15 protein-coding genes are annotated in these 18,805 nt (G+C 71.3%); 9 read left to right on the forward strand and 6 right to left on the reverse strand.

The window, feature by feature from the left end; translation table 11 throughout:
• Genes DA085_RS07055 through DA085_RS07065 form a run of 3 tightly spaced genes read left to right on the forward strand, consistent with a single transcriptional unit; the run spans window position 1 to window position 2,602 of the window.
• Complete coding sequence (locus tag DA085_RS07055; protein WP_109472242.1) at window positions 1-813, forward strand: enoyl-CoA hydratase/isomerase family protein; 813 nt, start codon at window positions 1-3, stop codon at window positions 811-813.
• A 47-nt stretch (window positions 814-860) separates the two neighbouring features.
• Window positions 861-1,544 carry a response regulator transcription factor gene (locus DA085_RS07060; RefSeq protein WP_109472243.1) on the forward strand — a complete coding sequence of 228 codons (684 nt, stop codon included), beginning with the start codon at window positions 861-863 and terminating at the stop codon, window positions 1,542-1,544.
• Between the two features lie 8 nt (window positions 1,545-1,552).
• Window positions 1,553-2,602 (forward strand): sensor histidine kinase, encoded by a 1,050-nt coding sequence (locus tag DA085_RS07065; protein WP_109472244.1) that lies wholly within the window; start codon window positions 1,553-1,555, stop codon window positions 2,600-2,602.
• Between the two features lie 24 nt (window positions 2,603-2,626).
• Here DA085_RS07065 and DA085_RS07070 read toward each other — a convergent pair whose 3' ends face one another.
• The 3 genes from DA085_RS07070 to DA085_RS07080 are packed head-to-tail and all read right to left on the reverse strand — an operon-like array spanning window position 2,627 to window position 5,349.
• The gene (locus DA085_RS07070) at window positions 2,627-3,871 is read right to left on the reverse strand and encodes an MFS transporter (RefSeq protein ID WP_109472245.1); all 1,245 of its coding nucleotides are present in this window, start codon (window positions 3,869-3,871) and stop codon (window positions 2,627-2,629) included.
• Complete coding sequence (locus DA085_RS07075) at window positions 3,868-4,842, reverse strand: threo-3-hydroxy-L-aspartate ammonia-lyase (RefSeq protein WP_109472246.1); 975 nt, start codon at window positions 4,840-4,842, stop codon at window positions 3,868-3,870. Before DA085_RS07075 ends, DA085_RS07070 begins: the two co-directional genes overlap by 4 nt.
• Before the next feature lie 9 nt (window positions 4,843-4,851).
• Complete coding sequence (locus DA085_RS07080; RefSeq protein WP_237565359.1) at window positions 4,852-5,349, reverse strand: GtrA family protein; 498 nt, start codon at window positions 5,347-5,349, stop codon at window positions 4,852-4,854.
• Window positions 5,350-5,386: 37 nt separating this feature from the next.
• Here DA085_RS07080 and DA085_RS07085 point away from each other — a divergent pair, with 37 nt between their 5' ends.
• Window positions 5,387-6,595: a 5-(carboxyamino)imidazole ribonucleotide synthase gene (locus tag DA085_RS07085; protein ID WP_237565360.1), complete on the forward strand. Its 1,209-nt coding sequence runs from the start codon at window positions 5,387-5,389 to the stop codon at window positions 6,593-6,595.
• A complete protein-coding gene (purE, locus tag DA085_RS07090; protein WP_109472248.1) occupies window positions 6,592-7,128 on the forward strand; it encodes a 5-(carboxyamino)imidazole ribonucleotide mutase in 537 nt (178 codons plus the stop codon). The genes DA085_RS07085 and purE overlap by 4 nt, the downstream gene beginning before the upstream one ends.
• A gap of 58 nt (window positions 7,129-7,186) precedes the next feature.
• Here purE and DA085_RS07095 read toward each other — a convergent pair whose 3' ends face one another.
• Both DA085_RS07095 and DA085_RS07100 read right to left on the reverse strand, forming a co-directional pair.
• Complete coding sequence (locus DA085_RS07095; RefSeq protein ID WP_161958439.1) at window positions 7,187-8,503, reverse strand: aminotransferase class V-fold PLP-dependent enzyme; 1,317 nt, start codon at window positions 8,501-8,503, stop codon at window positions 7,187-7,189.
• 62 nt (window positions 8,504-8,565) lie between these two features.
• Window positions 8,566-9,042, reverse strand: coding sequence for a Rid family detoxifying hydrolase (locus tag DA085_RS07100; protein ID WP_237565361.1), 477 nt, complete (start codon window positions 9,040-9,042; stop codon window positions 8,566-8,568).
• A 556-nt stretch (window positions 9,043-9,598) separates the two neighbouring features.
• Here DA085_RS07100 and DA085_RS07105 point away from each other — a divergent pair.
• The 4 genes from DA085_RS07105 to leuS all read left to right on the forward strand — a co-directional run bounded on the left by DA085_RS07105 (window position 9,599) and on the right by leuS (window position 17,716).
• Window positions 9,599-11,428 carry a methylmalonyl-CoA mutase family protein gene (locus tag DA085_RS07105; protein ID WP_109472250.1) on the forward strand — a complete coding sequence of 610 codons (1,830 nt, stop codon included), beginning with the start codon at window positions 9,599-9,601 and terminating at the stop codon, window positions 11,426-11,428.
• 116 nt (window positions 11,429-11,544) lie between these two features.
• Window positions 11,545-13,608 (forward strand): methylmalonyl-CoA mutase, encoded by a 2,064-nt coding sequence (gene scpA / locus DA085_RS07110; RefSeq protein WP_237565373.1) that lies wholly within the window; start codon window positions 11,545-11,547, stop codon window positions 13,606-13,608.
• Window positions 13,608-14,585, forward strand: a complete 978-nt coding sequence (meaB, locus tag DA085_RS07115) for a methylmalonyl Co-A mutase-associated GTPase MeaB (protein WP_109472252.1) — start codon at window positions 13,608-13,610, stop codon at window positions 14,583-14,585. Before scpA ends, meaB begins: the two co-directional genes overlap by 1 nt.
• Before the next feature lie 254 nt (window positions 14,586-14,839).
• Complete coding sequence (leuS, locus tag DA085_RS07120) at window positions 14,840-17,716, forward strand: leucine--tRNA ligase (RefSeq protein ID WP_109472253.1); 2,877 nt, start codon at window positions 14,840-14,842, stop codon at window positions 17,714-17,716.
• Window positions 17,717-17,762: 46 nt separating this feature from the next.
• Here leuS and DA085_RS07125 read toward each other — a convergent pair whose 3' ends face one another.
• Window positions 17,763-18,629, reverse strand: a complete 867-nt coding sequence (locus DA085_RS07125) for a DegV family protein (RefSeq protein ID WP_109472254.1) — start codon at window positions 18,627-18,629, stop codon at window positions 17,763-17,765.
• Between the last annotated feature and the right edge of the window lie 176 nt (window positions 18,630-18,805).

Genomic DNA, 18,805 nt, shown 5'->3' on the forward strand with positions numbered 1-18,805 from the left:
ATGAGCGACCAGGCAACGCACGACGACTCTCCGACCATGCTCCGGGTCACCCGCCACGGGGACGGCGGCCACGTCGTCGAGCTGGCCCTGGACCGACCGGAGGCGATGAACGCGATCTCCACCGCCTTCGCCGAGGAGATCGCCTCGACGACGGCCGCGCTGGCGGCCGACCGGACTGTCCGGGCCGTCGTGGTCACCTCCACACACCCCAAGGCGTTCTGCGTCGGCGCCGACCTCAAGGAGCGCAACTCCTTCACCGACGCCGACCTCATGCGGCAGCGGCCGATCACGCAGCAGGCCTACGGCGGGGTGCTCGACCTGCCGGTGCCGGCGTTCGCGGCCGTCGAGGGGTTCGCGCTCGGCGGCGGCCTGGAGATCGCGCTGTCCTGCGACGTGATCATCGCCGGCGAGGGTGCCCTCGTCGGACTGCCGGAGGTCTCGGTCGGTGTCATCCCGGGCGGAGGCGGCACGCAGCTGCTCACCCGGCGTGTCGGATGGTCGAGGGCGGCCAAGGCGATCTTCACCGCGGCCAAGATGCCCGCGAGGGAGGCCTTCGAGCTCGGGATCCTCGACGAGCTCGTCGCCGCCGGGACCGCGCGTGACCGGGCACTGGAGCTGGCGGGCGTCGTGGCAGGTCACAGCCCGGTCGGCGTGCGCAACGCCAAGCGTGCGATGCGGCTGGGCGCCGGCCTCGACCTGCAGGCCGGCCTCCAGGTGGAGGACGCTGCCTGGAGAGCCACGGCGTTCTCGGCCGATCGGGCCGAGGGAGTGGCGGCGTTCGCGGAGAAGCGCACCCCCAACTGGCCCGGTTAGGCCAGGGTGCCGGTGATTCGCGCCCGGGACTACGTATCATCAACCTCATGACGAGGGTGTTGCTGGCTGAGGACGACGAGACGATCTCCGAGCCGCTGGCGCGGGCGCTGCGCCGGGAGGGCTATGAGGTGGACGTCTGCGGTGACGGGCGGATGGCGCTCACGACGGCCACCGCCCAGCCGCCGGACCTGGTGATCCTGGACCTGGGGCTGCCCTATGTCGACGGCCTCGATGTCTGTCGCCAGCTGCGTCGCGACGGGCTCACCAGCCCGGTGCTGATCCTCACCGCCCGCGGTGACGAGGTCGACACCGTGGTGGGCCTGGACGCCGGTGCCGACGACTACGTGACCAAACCGTTCCGCCTCGCCGAGCTGCTCGCGCGCGTGCGTGCGCTGCTGCGACGCGGCGGCGAGGGGCGCGAGGACGACCAGGAGCGTCCGATCTCCATCGACACCAAGGCGCGCCGGGCCTTCTTCCGCGGGCAGGAGCTGCAGCTCACCGCGAAGGAGTTCGACCTGCTCCGGGTGCTGATGCGCGAGGGCGGCCGGGTCGTCTCCCGCGAGGACCTCATGCGCGAGGTCTGGGACTCCGCCTGGTACGGCTCCACCAAGACCCTGGACATGCACGTGTCCGTGCTCCGCCGCAAGATCGGCGACGACGCGGCCGACCCGAAGCACATCGTCACCGTCCGCGGTGTCGGCTTCCGCTTCGAGAACGAGCCGGAGAGCTAGCCACTCCCGTGGGCGCCGAGTTCCGGTGGTTGGCGCTCGTCGCCGGGGTCGGCTCGGCGGTGTTCGGCCTCGGGCTCTCCTGGGTCGTCGCCACGCTGCTGTTCAAGGTCCAGCGCGACCGCGCGGCCAACGGCGACCCCCTGGTCACCCCGTGGGTGCTCGGCTTCGCGATCCTGCTCACCGCGGCCATCGTCATCTCGGTGACCTGGTATGCCATGCTCCGGCTGGCCGAGCGCCGCGCCGGGCGCACGGCCCAGGCGATGCGCCAGCTGATCCAGCGTGCCGAGGAGTACGGCGCCGGAGGCTTCGCGTTCGAGCCGCTCACCGACGAACTCGTGCCCCTCACCTCCGACATGGAGGAGATCGACAGCCTCTCCCGCGTCCTCGACCGCAACCACCACGCGCTCATGCGTGCTCTCACGGCAGAACGCTCCTTCGCGGCCGACGCGTCGCACCAGCTGCGCACCCCTCTCGCCGCCCTCCTGCTGCGGCTGGAGGAGATCAGCGAGTCCGACGACCTGGAGACCGCGCGCCACGAGGCGGACATCGCGATCGGCCAGACCGAGCGCCTGGCCGGGGTCGTGGACGACCTGCTGCACCGCACCCGCGCCGGGCACGCCGACGGCGGCCGGTCGGTGTCCGTGGACACGGTGCTGACCCAGCTGCTCAAGGAGTGGGAGCCGTCGTTCGCCGGGACCGGCCGCGCCCTGCACTCCACGATCGAGCGGGGGATGATCGTCCGCTCCAGCGCCTCCGCGATCTCCCAGATCCTCAACACGCTGGTCGAGAACTCGCTGGCGCACGGGGACGGTGATGTCGACATCCGGGCGCACCGCAGCGGTCCGTCGGCCGTGATCGAGGTGACTGACCAGGGCCCGGGCATCCCGCCGCGCCTGGCCCGGGTGATCTTCGAACGGGGCACCACGACCGGCACCGGCACCGGGCTGGGGCTGGCCGTCGCCCGGGAGACCGCCGAGTCCTTCGGCGGACGCCTGGAGCTCACCCAGGCCGAGCCGGCGGTCTTCACGCTCTATGTCTCGATGTCGCCGGTGCGCTGACCGGACCCCACGCGGGTGCCGGGATCAGTCGCGGGAGGGCGGCGGCGCGTGGTGCACCATCGGCTCGGGCGCCCGGAGCCACGCCATGGCACCGACCAGACAGATCAGCCCGGTCACGGCGAACGCGGTGGCGAACCCGAGCTGGTCGGCGACCAGCCCGACGAGGACCGGGCCCACGATCGCCCCGCCGTCCTGCGACATCTGGAAGGTGGACAGCACGGTCCCACCGTTGTGGTCCTGGCCGACGACGTCCGCCACGGACGCCTGCTGGGCGGGGTTGACCAGACCGGCGCCGATCCCCGACGTCAGCGACAGACCGAGGAGCACGGTCAGGCCCGCGGTTGTCGACAGCGCCGGGTGCAACGCCAGCCCGAGGAGCGCGAAGGACGCCGCCATGACCAGCAGACCGGCGATCACCAGGGGCCTGCGGCCCAGGTGGTCCACCCAGCGTCCGGACAGCTGCAGCGTCCCCGCGGTGCCGACCGCGCCCACCGCCAGGACCGCCCCTGCCACCCAGGGCCGGTCCAGCACTGCTGCGGCGAGCAGCGGTAGCACCGCCATCCGGACACCGAAGTTGGTCCAGCCGTTGGCGACGCCGGACACCAGCACGGCCCGGTAGACCGGTGACCCGAGGGCCTGGCGCACCGTCATCGTCGGGCGCGACGCCCGGTCCGGCGCGGGTCGCAACCGCGCCCCACCCAGCCCGACGGCGACGACGCCGGCAGCGATGACGAGCGCCACGCCATACACGATGAAGGGTGCGCGCAGCCCCAGGCCGGCGAGCAGACCGCCCAGCACGGGACCGACCATGCCGCCGATGAGGAAGGCCGACCCGTAGGCCGAGGAGACCCGGCCACGGGCGGTGGGCGGTGCCAGCCGGACGAGCAGTGCCATCGCCGAGACGGTGAACATCGTCGAGCCGATGCCGCCGAGGCCGCGGAAGAGCAGCAGCTGACCGTAGGACTGGGCGAAGGCCGTCGCGAAGGAGGACAGGGCCACGATGAGCAGCCCGAGGAGGTAGACGGGTCGCTCACCCAGCCGCGCGACCAGCATCCCGCCGGCCGGCGCGAAGACGAGCCGGAAGAACGCGAACGCCGAGACGATCACCGAGGCGGCGGCCACCCCGACGTCGAAGGAGCGCGCGTAGGCGGGCAGCACCGGCGCGACGATCCCGAAGCCGATCGCGATGACGAACGCGGCGCCGACCAGGATCCAGATCTCGCGCGGGATGGCCGGTCGGGGGACCCGCTGTGGAGTGGTCCTGGTCAGGGTGCACCCACCAGCTCGGCGAAGCGGTGCAGGTCGACGTTGCCACCGGACAGCACCACACCGACGCGGGCGCCGCGGGTGTCCTGCACCGCGCCCGAGAGCACCGCGGCCAGGGCCAGCACCCCGGTCGGCTCGACGACCTGCTTGAGGTCCGCTGCGACGACGCGCATGGCCTCCACGAGCTCCTCGTCCGTGGCGGTCACGACCCCGGTGACACCGTCCCGGATGATCGGGAAGGTCAGCCGTCCCAGATGGGTGGTCTGCGCGCCGTCGGCGAGGGTGCGCGGGGTCTCGATGGTGACGATCCGCCCCTCGCGCAGTGATCGGAGCCCGTCGTCACCGGCCGCCGGCTCCACGCCGTAGAGGCGCGCCCCCGGTGCCAGGGCACCGGCCGCCAGGATGCTGCCGGCCAGGAGGCCACCGCCGCCGAGCGGGGTCACGATGACGTCCAGCTCCCCTGCGTCCTCGATCAGCTCCCGGACGGCAGTGCCCTGCCCGGCGATCACCTTCGGGTGGTCGTAGGGCGGGATGACGGTCATGCCTCGCGAGGCGGCGAGCTCGTGCGCGAGCTGCTCCTGGTCCTCGGTGTAACGGTCGTAGCGCACGACCTCGGCGCCGTAACCCTGCGTCGCCGCGACCTTGAGGGCCGGGGCGTCGTGCGGCATCACGATGACCGCGGGCAGGCCGAGCTCGCGCGCGGCCAGGGCAACCGCCTGGGCGTGGTTGCCGGAGGAGAACGCGACGACCCCGGCGTGCCGCTGGTCGGCGTCCAGGGACGAGAGGGCGTTGAGGGCGCCACGGAACTTGAAGGCACCGACGCGCTGCAGGTGCTCGGCCTTCAGGTGGACCTCGCACCCGGCGCGCTCGTCCAGCCGACGGGAGCGCAGGACGGGCGTCCGGTGGGCACGGCCCGCGACGACCGCGGCGGCCGCCTCGACGTCGGCGTAGGTGGGCAGGGAGTCACTCGACACGGACTCAGGCTAGGCCAGGGCGTCGCCCTTGAACACGTAGGTGCGGTAGGCCCAGAACCGGAACAGCGTGCCGAGCACCAGTCCGACCCCGTTGGCCGAGACGTTGTCGGCCAGCTGGCTGTCCAGGCCCAGCACGTAGCGGGAGAAGCCCAGGCAGGCCACGGCGATCAGCAGACCGAGGATGTTGAACCAGATGAAGAGCAGGAACTCGTGCGCCACCGCGGCCCTGCGCCGGTGTCGGAAGGTCCAGTAGCGGTTGCCCAGCCAGGAGAAGACCATCGCGATCGAGGTGGCCAGGATCTTGGCCCGCAGCGGGATGTCGTGCAGCGGACCCATGGCCTCGGCCCCGGGGACGCCGAACACGAAGTAGTTGTAGAGCGTGGTGTCGAGGATGAAGGCGAGCAGCCCGATGGTGCCGAACTTGGCGACCTCGCGGGCCAGCACCTCATAGGCCCCCCGGATCCGCCCGACGAGCCCGGTCTCGCTCGTCGAACGGGTTTGGGTCACCACGGGAGTGTACGGCCCATCCCTTAGGGTGACGTGCGTGACGAAGGCATCTGGACCGCTGCGCGCGGAGGGCGGGTTCCCGGTCGTGGGCATCATCGGCGGCGGTCAGCTCGCCCGGATGAGCCAGCAACCGGCGATCGCCCTCTCCCTCACCCTCTCGGTGCTGGCCGAGTCCGAGACGGCCTCGGCGGCACTCGTCGTGCCGCACGCGCCGGTCGGTGACCACACCGACCTGGAGACGGTCCGGTCCTTCGCGAGCGACGTGGACGTGGTGACCTTCGACCACGAGCACGTGCCGCCGGAGGTCATCTCCGCGCTCCTCGCGGACGGTCACCCGGTCCACCCCGGCCCCGACGCGTTGCTGCACGCCCAGGACAAGATCGTCATGCGCCGGCGGCTCACCGACCTGGGCATCCCCTGCCCCCGGTGGACCGCCGCCACGACCGCCGAGGAGGTCACGGCGTTCGGTGACGAGGTGGGTTGGCCGGTCATCGCCAAGACCCCCCGGGGCGGGTATGACGGCAAGGGCGTCCGGCGGATCGGCTCGGCGGGGGAGGTGGCTGAGTGGCTCGAGGCCGTCGGCCAGGACGGCCCGATGCGGGAAGGGGTCCTGCTCGAGGAGGCGGTCGCCTTCACCCGCGAGCTGGCCGTGATGGTGGCGCGCAGCCCCAGCGGGCAGGCGGCCACCTGGCCGGTCGTGGAGACCGTGCAGACCGACGGCGTCTGCACCGAGGTGCTGGCCCCGGCCCCGGGGCTGGACGACGACCTGGCGACCACCATCGGGGAGGCCGCCCTCCGGGTCGCCGGAGAGCTCGGCGTCACCGGCGTCATGGCGGTCGAGCTGTTCGAGGTGACGGACCCGCGGACCGGCGCCCCCGCATACCTCGTCAACGAGCTCGCGATGCGGCCGCACAACTCCGGGCACTGGAGCATCGACGGCGCCGTCACCAGCCAGTTCGAGCAGCACCTGCGCGCCGTGCTCGACCTGCCGCTGGGTGACCCGTCGGCCCGGCAGGAGTGGACGGTGATGGCCAACGTGCTCGGCGGGGAGCACCCGGACCTCTACCCGACCTACCGGCACCTCATGGCGCGCGACCCCGGGCTGAAGATCCACCTCTACGGCAAGGGCGTCCGGCCCGGCCGCAAGCTCGGGCACGTCACCGTCACCGGTGACGGCGACCTCGAGGCGCTGCGCGAGCGTGCCCGGCACGCCGCCGACTACCTGCAGGGAGTGATCGACGAATGAGCGACGCCACAGCGACCCCGGCCCCCGCGCCCGTCGTCGGGCTGGTCATGGGCAGCGACAGCGACTGGCCGGTCATGGAGGCCGCCGCCCAGGTGCTGGAGGAGTTCGGCGTGGCCTACGAGGCGGACGTCGTCTCGGCGCACCGGATGCCGACCGAGATGATCGACTACGGCCGCTCCGCCGAGGAGCGCGGGCTGCGGGTCATCATCGCCGGGGCGGGGGGAGCGGCGCACCTGCCCGGGATGCTCGCCTCCGTCACGGTGCTGCCGGTCATCGGCGTGCCGGTGCCGCTGAAGCACCTGGACGGCATGGACTCGTTGCTCTCGATCGTGCAGATGCCCGGCGGGATCCCGGTCGCGACCGTGTCGGTCGCTGGAGCCAAGAACGCCGGTCTGCTCGCCGTGCGGGTGCTCGGTGCCGGGGACGGCACCGAGGCGACCCGCCTGCGGGAGGCCCTGTCGGCATACGCGGTGGAGCTGCGCGACCAGGCCCACGCCAAGGGCGAGAAGCTGCGCCAGCGCCGCCACGGCTGAGCGTGAGTTCCTGCGACAGGACCCGCGCCAGCCGCGGCGGCCCGGCACCCGCCCGCGGTCAGGCCACTTGCTGGGAGACCTGCCAGGCGGCCTCGACCACCCGGTCCACGTCGCCCGCGTTGTGGAACAGGTGCGTGGAGACCCGCATCGGGTAGTAGACGTCACCGCTGGGCGCGGGCGTCGTGGTGTTGCGGATGACGATGCCGTGCTGGTCCTTGAGCCGGGCCACGAACTCCACGGACTTCTCCTGGTTCATGACGTCGGTCGCGTCCTGGAACGGGTTGAACGAGGTCAGCGCGCACCGCAGCCGCTCGTCGGAGACGGGGGAGTACAGCGCCTGGCGACCCCACCGTTCCACGATCTGCTCCTTGAGTGTGGTGCTGAGACCGACGACATAGTCCTGGATCCGCTCCCGACCGATCTCCTCCCACATCCGGTGCGCCGCCAGGAAGCCGTCGTAGACGACACGCTGGCCGTTGCCGCAGCTCTGGAGGGTCTTGCCGATGTCGTAGGAGCCGGGCGCGTCCGCGGTGCGCGCACCCTGTCCGGAGTACCCGGACGAGATCGTCGGCCAGAAGGTCGGCAGCGGGTTGGGGTTGGCCGCCGTGACACGGTTGCGGACGTAGAGGACTCCCGAGCCCGCCGGACCGCACTGCCACTTGGCTCCGGCTCCGGCGATGAAGTCCGCCCCCAGGTCGCGGAAGTTGTAGGCCATCATCCCGGGCACGTGCGCTGCGTCCACGAGGGTGGGGATGCCGTGCTGCTGCGCCAGCTCGCACAACAACCGGATCGGGAGCATCGTGCCCGTCAGGTAGGTCGGTGCCGAGAACATGATCAGCTTGGTCCTCGAGGTGATCCTCTCCTCGAAGAGCGCGACATAGTCCTCGGCGGTCTGGTCGTCGCCCACCGGGAGCGTGACCCGGACCGTGGTCACCCCGTGCCGGTCCTCGGCCACCCGCAGGGGAGAGTTGCCGCCGCTGTGCTCATGGTTGGTCGTCAGCACCTCGTCTCCGGGCCCCAGGTTGAGACCGGCGAAGATCTTTGCCATCCCGTCGGAGGTGTTGTCGCTGATCGCGAACTCATCCGTGTCGACGCCGTAGGCCATCGCCAGCTCGGCGCGGATCTCGTCGAACGAGCCGTAGCCGGAGATCGCGTCGCGGGAGACCTCCTCGGCCCGCACCTGCAGCTCGCGCAGGACGTCCTTCGGAGGTGAGCCCACCGTGCCGACATTCATGAACAGGACGTTCTTGTCCAGGATGAACTCGCGCCGGACCGCCCGCCAGAAGTTGGCGTCCCGGGCCGGGGCGGTGAAGGCAGGAGCGGTCTGCGCGGCAGCGGGTGAGGCGACCGCGAGGGAGGCCGCACCCACCCCCATGGCCTGCAGAATGCCGCGACGGGAAAGCTTTGTTGACGAAAGTGTCATGATCAGCCTACTCCTTACTTGATGGCGATTACTGAGATCTCAACCAGGGCGTCCTTGGGCAGTCGTGCGACTTCCACGGTGGCCCGGGCAGGGGCGGCGTCCTCACCGAAGTGGCGGGCGTACTCCTCATTGAACGCGGCGAAATCATCCATGTCCGCGAGGTAGACATTGCTCATGACGACATGGTCCAGGTCGATGTTTTCAGCGGCCAGAACGGCCTTGATGTTCTCGATGGAGAGGTTGGTCTGCTCCGTGATGCCGTGGGAGGGGTCGATGTCACCGACCTCCGGGTCGATCGGCAGCTGACCTGACACATAGATGGTCTGACCTGCCCGAATTCCCTGGGAGTAGGGGCCGATCGCCGCAGGCGCGTCCTCGCTGTGGATCACCTTCTTGGCCGGAGCCCCCGCATCCGCCGTGAGTGGACTCACGGCCATCAGTCCCCCCGCCCCGAGTGCCAGTCCCGCGGCGAGAGCCACGACCGGCGTCATTTTTTGTTGCTTAGGCATACGCATAGAAAGTCCTTCCGGAGGGAGGCGGTTTTGTGAAGCGTAGTGACGGACATCCTCTTTTCTCAACGCCTAACTGGTATACCTTCGGGGTGCGACGGGTCATCGGGCTGTAAAGAGTGCATGCGTCATCTAAAATACGCGCCAGTAATTGCGATGGCATTACCCGTCGTTACTGCCGTGAGGGCGCCAGCCACGCCGCCGTGAGGCCGCGACGGCGCCAGCCACACCGCCGTGAGGCCGAGACGGCGGAACAACTCGGCGTCAGGACCGGGACCGTCAACCGACTCGGTGCCCTCCCGGGTCGACAGCGAGAGCATCCGACCGACGGCTGGGCCGGTCCGGTCTCCCAGAAGGCGCGGGGGCCGGGCCGATCTTCCCCAAAGAGGCGCGAGGGCCGGTCCGGTCTTCCCCAAGAAGGCGCGAGGGCCGGTCCGGTCTTCCCCAAGAAGGCGCGAGGGCCGGTCCGATCCTCCCCAAGAAGGCGCGAGGGCCGGTCCGATCCTCCCCAAGAATTGGGGGGAACTACGATCGGGGCATGTCGACCCCTCCCACTGCCGAGTCCCTGCCGCTGGCTCCGGGTGAGGGCGCGTCCCAGGAGGTCTGGGAAGCCGCTGTCGCCGCGGTGCTCCGCAAGAGCGGTCGACTCACGGGCGCGGATCCGGACTCCGCGGCCTGGGGCGCCCTGACGCGGACCACGCTGGACGGCATCCCCGTGCTGCCGCTGGGCACCCCACAGACCGCCGCCGAGGTGCCCGACACCGGCTTTCCGGGTCAGGCCCCGTTCACCCGCGGTGCCACGGCGACCAGGCCGTTCGGCGCGTGGGACATCCGGGCCAGGTTCGAGGACCCGGACGCCGAGCTGACGGCGCAGCACGTGACCGAGGACCTCGAGAACGGCGTCACGTCCCTCTGGCTCGTGCTCGGTGAGGCGGGCATCGCCATCGAGTCCCTCGACACCGTGCTCGAGCCGGTGCTGCTCGACCTCGCGCCGGTCGTGCTGGACGCCCCCGAGCAGCCTGTGCGCGCGGCCTCGGAGTTCGTCCGGCACCTGGTCCACCGGGGTGTCCAACCCGCCCCCGGCACCAACCTCGGCGCCAACCCGATCGGCCACCGCGACAAGCGCCCGATGGCCAAGGAGGTCGTGCGCGACGTCGCCGACCTGGCCGTGCGTGAGGGTCTGCGGGCGATCACGGTCGACGGCACCGCCGTCCACGACCGGGGCGGCTCCGACCTGCAGGAGCTGGCCTACACGATCGCGGCCGGCGCGGAGTACCTGCGCCTGCTGGCCCAGGCGGGACACGACCCCAGCACTGCTGCCGGACTGATCGAGTTCCGGTATGCCGCAACGGCGGAGCAGTTCCCGACCATCGCCAAGTTCCGGGCCGCACGACGGCTCTGGGCGCGGGTGCTCGAGCTGAGCCACGTCGAGCCGGAGCTCCGCGGGCAGTCCCAGCACGCGGTCACGTCGCGGCCGATGATGACCCGCTACGACCCCTACGTGAACATGCTGCGCACCACGGTCGCGGCCTTCTCCGCCGGCGTCGGGGGAGCCGCGGCAGTGACCGTGCTGCCGTTCGACGAGCCGCTCGGCCTGCCCGAGTCGTTCAGCCGCCGGATCGCCCGCAACACCTCCAGCCTGCTGGTCTCGGAGTCGCACGTCGCAGAGGTCACCGACCCGGCCGGGGGGTCGCACGCCGTCGAGCGACTCACCGAGGACCTGGCGGTGGCCGCCTGGGACCTGTTCACCCGGGTCGAGGAGACCGGCGGCCTGATCCACGACCTGAAGGACGGCAGCTGGGACCGGGCCATCGCCGAGGTCGTCAGCAGGCGCCGGGCGCAGGTGGCCCGGCGCGAGCGTCCCCTCACCGGCCTCAGCGAGTTCCCCCAGGTCGCCGAGACGCTGCCGCAGCGCCGCGCCTACCCGGTCCCCCGGGACGTGGTGCGCAACGGTGCCGACTTCGAGGCCATGCGTGACCAGCCCGCGACGACCCCGGTCCTCGTGGCCACGATGGGGACTGTCGCCCAGCACACCGCCCGAGCCACCTTCCTGACCAACCTGCTGACCGCGGGCGGCATCACCGCCCGCACCATCGGTGCCACGGCGGACGTCGAGGAGGTGCTCGCCGCCTATCGCGGTGAGGCCGTCGTCGCGCTGGCCGGGGCGGACAGGGCCTATGCGGACTGGGGCGCCGACCTGGTGACGGCCCTGCGGGCAGCGGGTGCCCAGCACGTCGTCCTGGCCGGCGCACCGGTCGACGGCGTCGAGGTCGACGACCACGCGGCCCTGGGCCTGGACGCCCTGGCGTTCCTGCACCGCACCCGGGAGCGACTCGGCGTCGGCACGAGCACGGAGGTGGCGCAGTGAGCATCCCGAAGTCTTTCGCCGGGTTCCCCCTGAACAGTCAGCACCCCACCCCACCCGACCCCGCGGCATACCACCAGGCTGTCGCCGACACCCAGCCGTGGGCCGCCCCGGAGGGGATCGACGTCAAGCCCCTCTACACCGCTGCAGACCTGGCCGGGTTGGATGCGCTCGACACCTACCCGGGTCTCGCGCCGTTCCTGCGCGGACCCTACCCGGGGATGTACGCCACCCAGCCGTGGACGGTCCGGCAGTATGCCGGGTTCTCCACCGCCGAGGAGTCCAACGCCTTCTACCGCCGCAACCTGGCCGCCGGGCAGAAGGGGCTGTCGGTCGCCTTCGACCTGGCCACCCACCGCGGCTACGACTCCGACCACCCGCAGGTGCGCGGCGACGTCGGCATGGCCGGGGTGGCGATCGACTCGATCTATGACACCCGCACCCTGTTCGACGGCATCCCGCTGGACCAGATGAGCGTGTCGATGACGATGAACGGTGCCGTGCTGCCGGTGCTGGCGCTCTATATCGTCGCGGGCGAGGAGCAGGGCGTCGCGCCGGAGCAGCTGTCCGGGACCATCCAGAACGACATCCTCAAGGAGTTCATGGTCCGCAACACCTACATCTACCCGCCGGCGCCGTCGATGCGCATCATCGGCGACATCTTCCAGTACACCGCCGCGAGGATGCCGCGGTTCAACTCGATCTCGATCTCCGGCTACCACATCCAGGAGGCCGGCGCCACGAACGACCTCGAGCTGGCCTACACGCTGGCCGACGGGGTCGAGTACCTCCGCGCCGGGCTGGACGCCGGGCTCGACATCGACGCCTTCGCCCCGCGGCTGTCCTTCTTCTGGGCGATCGGGATGAACTTCTTCATGGAGGTCGCCAAGATGCGGGCGGCCCGGGCGCTGTGGGCGCGGTTGGTCAACGACTTCAACCCACAGAACCCCAGGTCGCGCTCGCTGCGCACGCACAGCCAGACCTCCGGCTGGTCCCTGACCGCGCAGGACGCCTACAACAACGTGCAGCGCACGGCGATCGAGGCCATGGCAGCGACCCAGGGACACACCCAGTCCCTGCACACCAACGCCCTGGACGAGGCGATCGCCCTGCCGACCGACTTCTCCGCGCGGATCGCCCGCAACACCCAGCTGCTGATCCAGCAGGAGACCGGGACCACCGAGATCATCGACCCGTGGGGCGGCTCCTACTACGTCGAGCGGCTCACCCACGACCTGGCCGCCCGCGCCTGGGCGCACATCCAGGAGGTCGAGGCCGCCGGCGGCATGACCAAGGCCATCGAGGAGGGCATCCCCAAGATGCGCATCGAGGAGTCGGCCGCGCGCACCCAGGCGCGCATCGACTCCGGCCAGCAGGCCGTCATCGGCGTCAACACCTACCAGGTGAGCGACGAGGAGCCCTTCGAGGTGCTCAGGGTGGACAACGACGCGGTGTATGCCGCTCAGCTGGCCAAGCTGGAGCGGTTGCGTGCCGAGCGGGACCAGTCCGCGGTGGACACCGCGCTGCACGCGCTGCGCGCGAGCGCCGAGCAGGGCGGCGGCACGGACGGCTCGCTCGACGGCAACCTGCTGGCGCTCTCCGTGGACGCCGCCCGGGCCAAGGCCACGGTCGGGGAGATCTCGCACGCGCTGGAGCAGGCCTACGGTCGGCACCGCGCGGTGATCCGTACCATCTCGGGCGTGTACCGCCAGGAGGCCGGGGGAGCCGGCAACGTCGAGCAGGTCGTCGCCGCGACCGAACGGTTCGAGGCCGCCGAGGGTCGCCGTCCGCGCATCCTGGTCGCCAAGATGGGCCAGGACGGGCACGACCGCGGCCAGAAGGTCATCGTCACCGCGTTCGCCGACATGGGCTTCGACGTCGACGTGGGTCCGCTGTTCTCCACGCCGGAGGAGGTCGCCCAGCAGGCGGTCGACGCCGACGTGCACGTGGTCGGTGTCTCCTCCCTGGCCGCCGGGCACCTGACGCTGCTGCCCGCCCTGCGCCGGTCCCTGGCCGACCTGGGCCGGGAGGGCATCATGGTCGTCATCGGTGGGGTGATCCCGCCGGACGACGTGGCGTCCCTGCGCGAGATGGGGGCGGCCGAGGTGTTCCTGCCCGGGACGGTCATCGCGGACAGTGCGCTGTCGTTGCTGGAACGGCTCAGCGCGAACCTCGGGCACTGATGGCCATCGACGCCGCAGCGCTGGCGCGCGAGGTGGTCGCGGGCAACCGCACCGCGCTCGCCCGGGCGATCACCCTGGTGGAGTCCCGCCGGCCCGACCACCGTGACAGCGCGCGTGAGCTGATGGCCGGGCTCGCCCCGCACGCCGGCGGCGCGGTCCGGGTCGGCATCTCCGGGGTGCCGGGCGTCGGCAAGTCGACCTTCATCGAGGCGCTCGGCACCTGGCTCATCGGTCAGGGCAAGCGCGTCGGGGTGCTCGCCGTCGACCCCTCCAGCGTCCGTACCGGAGGCTCGGTCCTGGGCGACAAGACCCGGATGGGGCAGCTCTCAGCCAGCCCCTCGGCATACATCCGTCCCTCGCCGAGCGCCGGGACCCTGGGTGGCGTCGCGCGAGCCACGGCGCAGTCGATCACCGTCCTGGAGGCCGCCGGGTTCGACGTGGTCCTGGTCGAGACGGTCGGCGTCGGGCAGTCCGAGGTCACCGTCGCCGGGATGGTCGACACCTTCCTCTTCCTGACCATCGCGCGCACCGGCGACCAGCTGCAGGGCATCAAGAAGGGGATCCTCGAGCTGGCCGACGTCGTCGCCGTCAACAAGGCCGACGGCGACCGGGTCCGCGAGGCCGAGGTGACCGCCAAGGACCTGGCCGGGACGCTGCGCCTGGTCTACGCCGGCACCCACTCGTGGGTGCCGCCCGTGCTGACCTGCTCGGCGGTGGAGCAGACCGGGGTCGACACCGTCTGGCACCGGATCCTGCGGCACCGCGAGTTCCTGGGCCGTCGTGGCCTGGCGGACAAGCGGGCCAGCCAGCAGATGGAGTTCACCTGGGCGCTGGTGCGCGACGAGCTGGCCACGCGGCTGGCCGCGAGTGAGTCGGTGGCGCGCGTGCGCGACGAGGTGCGGGAGCAGGTGATCGCCGGCGAGCTGACCGCGGTGAGCGCCGCCGACCTGATCCTGGCCGCCTACGACCGCGGCTGAGTCCCGGCCGCTCCGCGAGGCGTGACACGTGCCCGGGGTCTACCCACGATCCGGGCCTGCGATGGGTAGACGTCGTGCACGTGCCGGCGACTGTCCCGGCCTGGCCGGCCTGCGGTAACCTGACCACATGCGCTGTATGACGCTCCTTCTTATGCAGCCGCGCTGAGCGCCCGACACGAGCCAGCGCGGCTGACCCCTCCTGGGCGAGGGGCTTTTTTGTGTCAGCAGCCAGCAGGCACCTACCCGAGGACGAGATGACGACCGACAGCACGAGCGACACGAGGGCCAGCGAGACCCCGCACCGTTACACGGCGGAGCTGGCCAACCAGATCGAGGACGCGTGGCAGGACCGGTGGGAGCGCGAGGGGACCTTCCACTCGGCCAACCCGGCCGGACCCTGGGCCGAGCCCGACGACCCGCGCCTGGGCCGTGGCCACGTCATGGTGATGGACATGTTCCCCTACCCCTCGGGTGCGGGACTGCACGTGGGGCACCCGCTGGGGTTCATCGCCACCGACGTCTTCAGCCGCTACCAGCGCACCACCGGGCGCAACGTCCTGCACACCATGGGCTTTGACGCCTTCGGCCTGCCGGCCGAGCAGTATGCCGTGCAGACCGGTCAGCACCCTCGCGTCACCACCGAGGCCAACATGGTGACGTACCGCCGGCAGCTGCGGGCCCTGGGGATGGGGCACGAGCAGCGCCGCTCCATCGAGACGATCGACCCGGACTTCTACCGGTGGACCCAGTGGATCTTCCTGCAGATCTTCAACTCCTGGTATGACGAGTCGGCAGTCCGCGCGGACGGCCAGCTGGGTGCGGCGCGGCCGATCAGCGAGCTGGTGGCCCAGTTCGCCGCGGGCGACCGCCTGACGCCGACGGGGCAGCCGTGGGCCCAGCTGACCCCGACCGAGCGCGAGCAGGTGCTGGCCGAGCACCGGCTGGCCTACGTCTCCTCGGCGCCGGTCAACTGGTGCCCCGGGCTGGGCACCGTGCTGTCCAACGAGGAGGTCACCAACGAGGGCAAGTCCGAGCGCGGCGACTTCCCGGTCTTCAAGCGCAACCTGAGCCAGTGGAAGATGCGGATCACCGCCTACGCCGACCGGCTGATCGACGACCTGGACCGGTTGGACTGGCCCGAGAAGATCAAGATCCAGCAGCGCAACTGGATCGGGCGCAGCCAGGGCGCCAACGTCTCGTTCCCGGTCGTGGGCCACGACGAGCAGATCATGGTCTTCACCACCCGCCCGGACACCATCTTCGGTGCGACCTTCATGGTCCTCGCTCCCGAGCACCCGCTGCTGGAGCACATCGTCCCGGAGACCCACCGCGAGGATGTGGCGGCCTACCGCCGCCAGGCCTCGACCAAGTCCGACCTGGAGCGGCAGGCCGACACCAAGGCCAAGACCGGTGTGTTCACCGGTGCGCACGCGATCAACCCGGCCACCGGCGAGGCCATCCAGGTCTGGGTCGCCGACTACGTCCTGATGGGCTACGGCACCGGCGCGATCATGGCCGTCCCCGGACAGGACGAGCGCGACTGGGCCTTCGCCACGGCATACGACCTGCCCAGGATCCGCACCGTGCACCCGCCCGAGGGCCACCCCGAGGACGAGGCCTTCACGGGTGAGGGCCCGGCGATCAACTCGGCCAACGAGGAGATCGACCTCAACGGCCTCCCGGTGGACGAGGCCAAGGCCGCAATCATCGAGTGGCTGGCGGACCGTGGCCTGGGCGAGGGCACCATCACCTACCGCCTGCGCGACTGGCTGTTCAGCCGGCAACGCTACTGGGGCGAGCCGTTCCCGATCGTCTGGGACGAGGACGGTGTCGCGCACGCGCTGCCGGACGACCAGCTGCCGCTGACGCTGCCGGACGTGCCGGACTACAGCCCGCGCACCTTCGACCCGCAGGACGCCGAGTCGATGCCCGAGGCGCCGTTGGCCCGCGCCACCGAGTGGGTCGAGGTCGAGCTGGACCTGGGCGACGGCCCCCGGCGGTATCGCCGCGACACCAACACGATGCCCAACTGGGCCGGATCCTGCTGGTACCACCTGCGCTACCAGGACCCCGAGAACAAGGAGGCCCCGGTCGACCCGGACGTCGAGGCCTACTGGATCGGGGCGCGCGAGCAGCCGGTCGCCGGTGCTCCCGAGGGGTCCCGCGACCCCGGCGGTGTCGACCTGTACATCGGCGGTGCCGAGCACGCGGTGCTGCACCTGCTGTACTCCCGGTTCTGGCACAAGATCCTGCACGACCTGGGCTACGTCAGCAGCGAGGAGCCGTTCCGCCGACTGATCAACCAGGGCATGATCGAGGCCTACGTCTACCGCGACCACCGCGGGCAGCCGGTCCCGGCCGAGGAGGTCGAGGAGGTCATCTCCGAGACGGGCGACCCGGCATACACCTGGAACGGCCAGCCGGTCGTCAAGGAGCACGGCAAGATGGGCAAGTCCCTGAAGAACGTCGTGACCCCGGACGAGATGCGCGCCCAGTACGGCTCGGACACCTTCCGGGTGTACGAGATGTCGATGGGCCCGCTGGAGCAGTACCGCCCCTGGGAGACCCGCGCGGTCGTCGGCTCACAGCGCTTCCTGCAGCGGCTGTGGCGCAACGTGGTCGACGAGGAGACCGGCGAGGTGACGGTCTCCGACGAGCCGCTGGACGAGCCGACCGCGCGGCTGCTGGCCAGGACGGCGGACGGTGTCAGGACCGACTTCGAGAACCTGCGGGTGAACACGGCCGTCGCGAAGATGATCGAGTTCAACAACCACCTGACCAAGCTGGACCGGGTGCCCCGCGCGGCGATCGAGCCGCTGGTGCAGATGGTCGCGCCGGTCGCCCCGCACCTGGGTGAGGAGCTGTGGTCCCGGCTGGGCCACGAGGGGTCGCTGGCCTACGAGCCGTTCCCGGAGGCCGACCCGGCCCTGCTGGTCGAGGAGACCGTCACCTGCGTGGTGCAGGTCAAGGGAAAGGTGCGCGACCGGCTCGAGGTGGCCCCGGACATCGGTGAGGACGAGCTGCGCGAGCTGGCGCTGGGCACCGTGCGGATCCGGGAGCTGCTCGGTGACGCGGAGCTGCGGACCGTGATCGTCCGGGCCCCGAAGCTGGTCAACATCGTGCCGGCCTGAGGGCTGGCACCGAGCTGAGGGGCTCCGTCGGACCTGAGGGCGTCCGTCAGAGTCTGGGGGCCACGGTCACGGCCAGCGTGCCCGGGCCGGTGTGCACGCCGGCGACCGCACCCAGCTCCACCAGGTCGACGCGTCCGCCCGCGGGCACGGCCTCGCGGAGCCGGTCCCGCAGGCCCTCGGCCTGAGCGGCCCACGCCAGGTGGTGCACGGCGATGTCGACGGCGTGGTCGGCCGGGACGGCTGCGACCGCCTCCAGGCACTTCTCCTCCAGCCGTGCCAGCGCCTTGGCCCGGGTGCGCACGCGCTCGGCGAGCTGCACCTCGCCGTCGGCCAGGGTGAGTAACGGCTTGATGGCCAGCGCCGAGCCGAGGAGCGCCTGGGCCGTCCCGACCCGACCGCCGCGCCGCAGGTGCTCGAGGGTGTCCACATAGAAGTAGGTCGACGCCGCAGCACACCGGGTCCGCGCGACCTCCGCGGCCTGCTCGGCGGAGGCGCCCGCGCGGGCGGCGTCGGCGGCAGCGGCAGCGGCGTAGCCCATCCCCATCCCCAGGATCCGCGAGTCGACCACGTGCACGGACACCTCGTCCCGCACCGCCTCGGCGGCCAGCTGGGCAGCCTCGACGGTGCCGGAGATCTCCGCCGAGATCAGCACCGCGACGATCGAGTCGCAGCCGGTGCGCTCGGCGAGCTGCCGGAAGGCCACCACGAACTCGCCGGGGGCCGGACGGGAGGTGCCGACCTTCTCCTTCCCCGCCCGGAGCAGGTCGACAACCTCGTCCACGCTGATGTCGACGCCCTCGGCGAGCGTCCGCCTGCCGACCTGGACGTGGAGCGGGATCACCGTGACACCGGCCTCGTCGGCCAGCTCCGGGGTGAGGCAGGCGGTCGAGTCGGTCAGGACGGCAGTGGGCACGGGTCCAGTCTCCCAGGAAGCAGGTCACCGGCTGACCAGGGGCGACCGGCTCTCCCGGGAGCAGCACATGCGCACTGCCACAGGTATGCCGTGGGCATGGGTGTCCACAGACCGAGCGGGCCGGGCAACGGTGTCCACAGCGGAGCCCGGTGGGCGTGGGCGCCGGGGTGATGCTG

It is taken from the genome of Ornithinimicrobium cavernae, assembly GCF_003121625.1.
Taxonomy (GTDB): Bacteria; Actinomycetota; Actinomycetes; order Actinomycetales; family Dermatophilaceae; genus Ornithinicoccus; species Ornithinicoccus cavernae.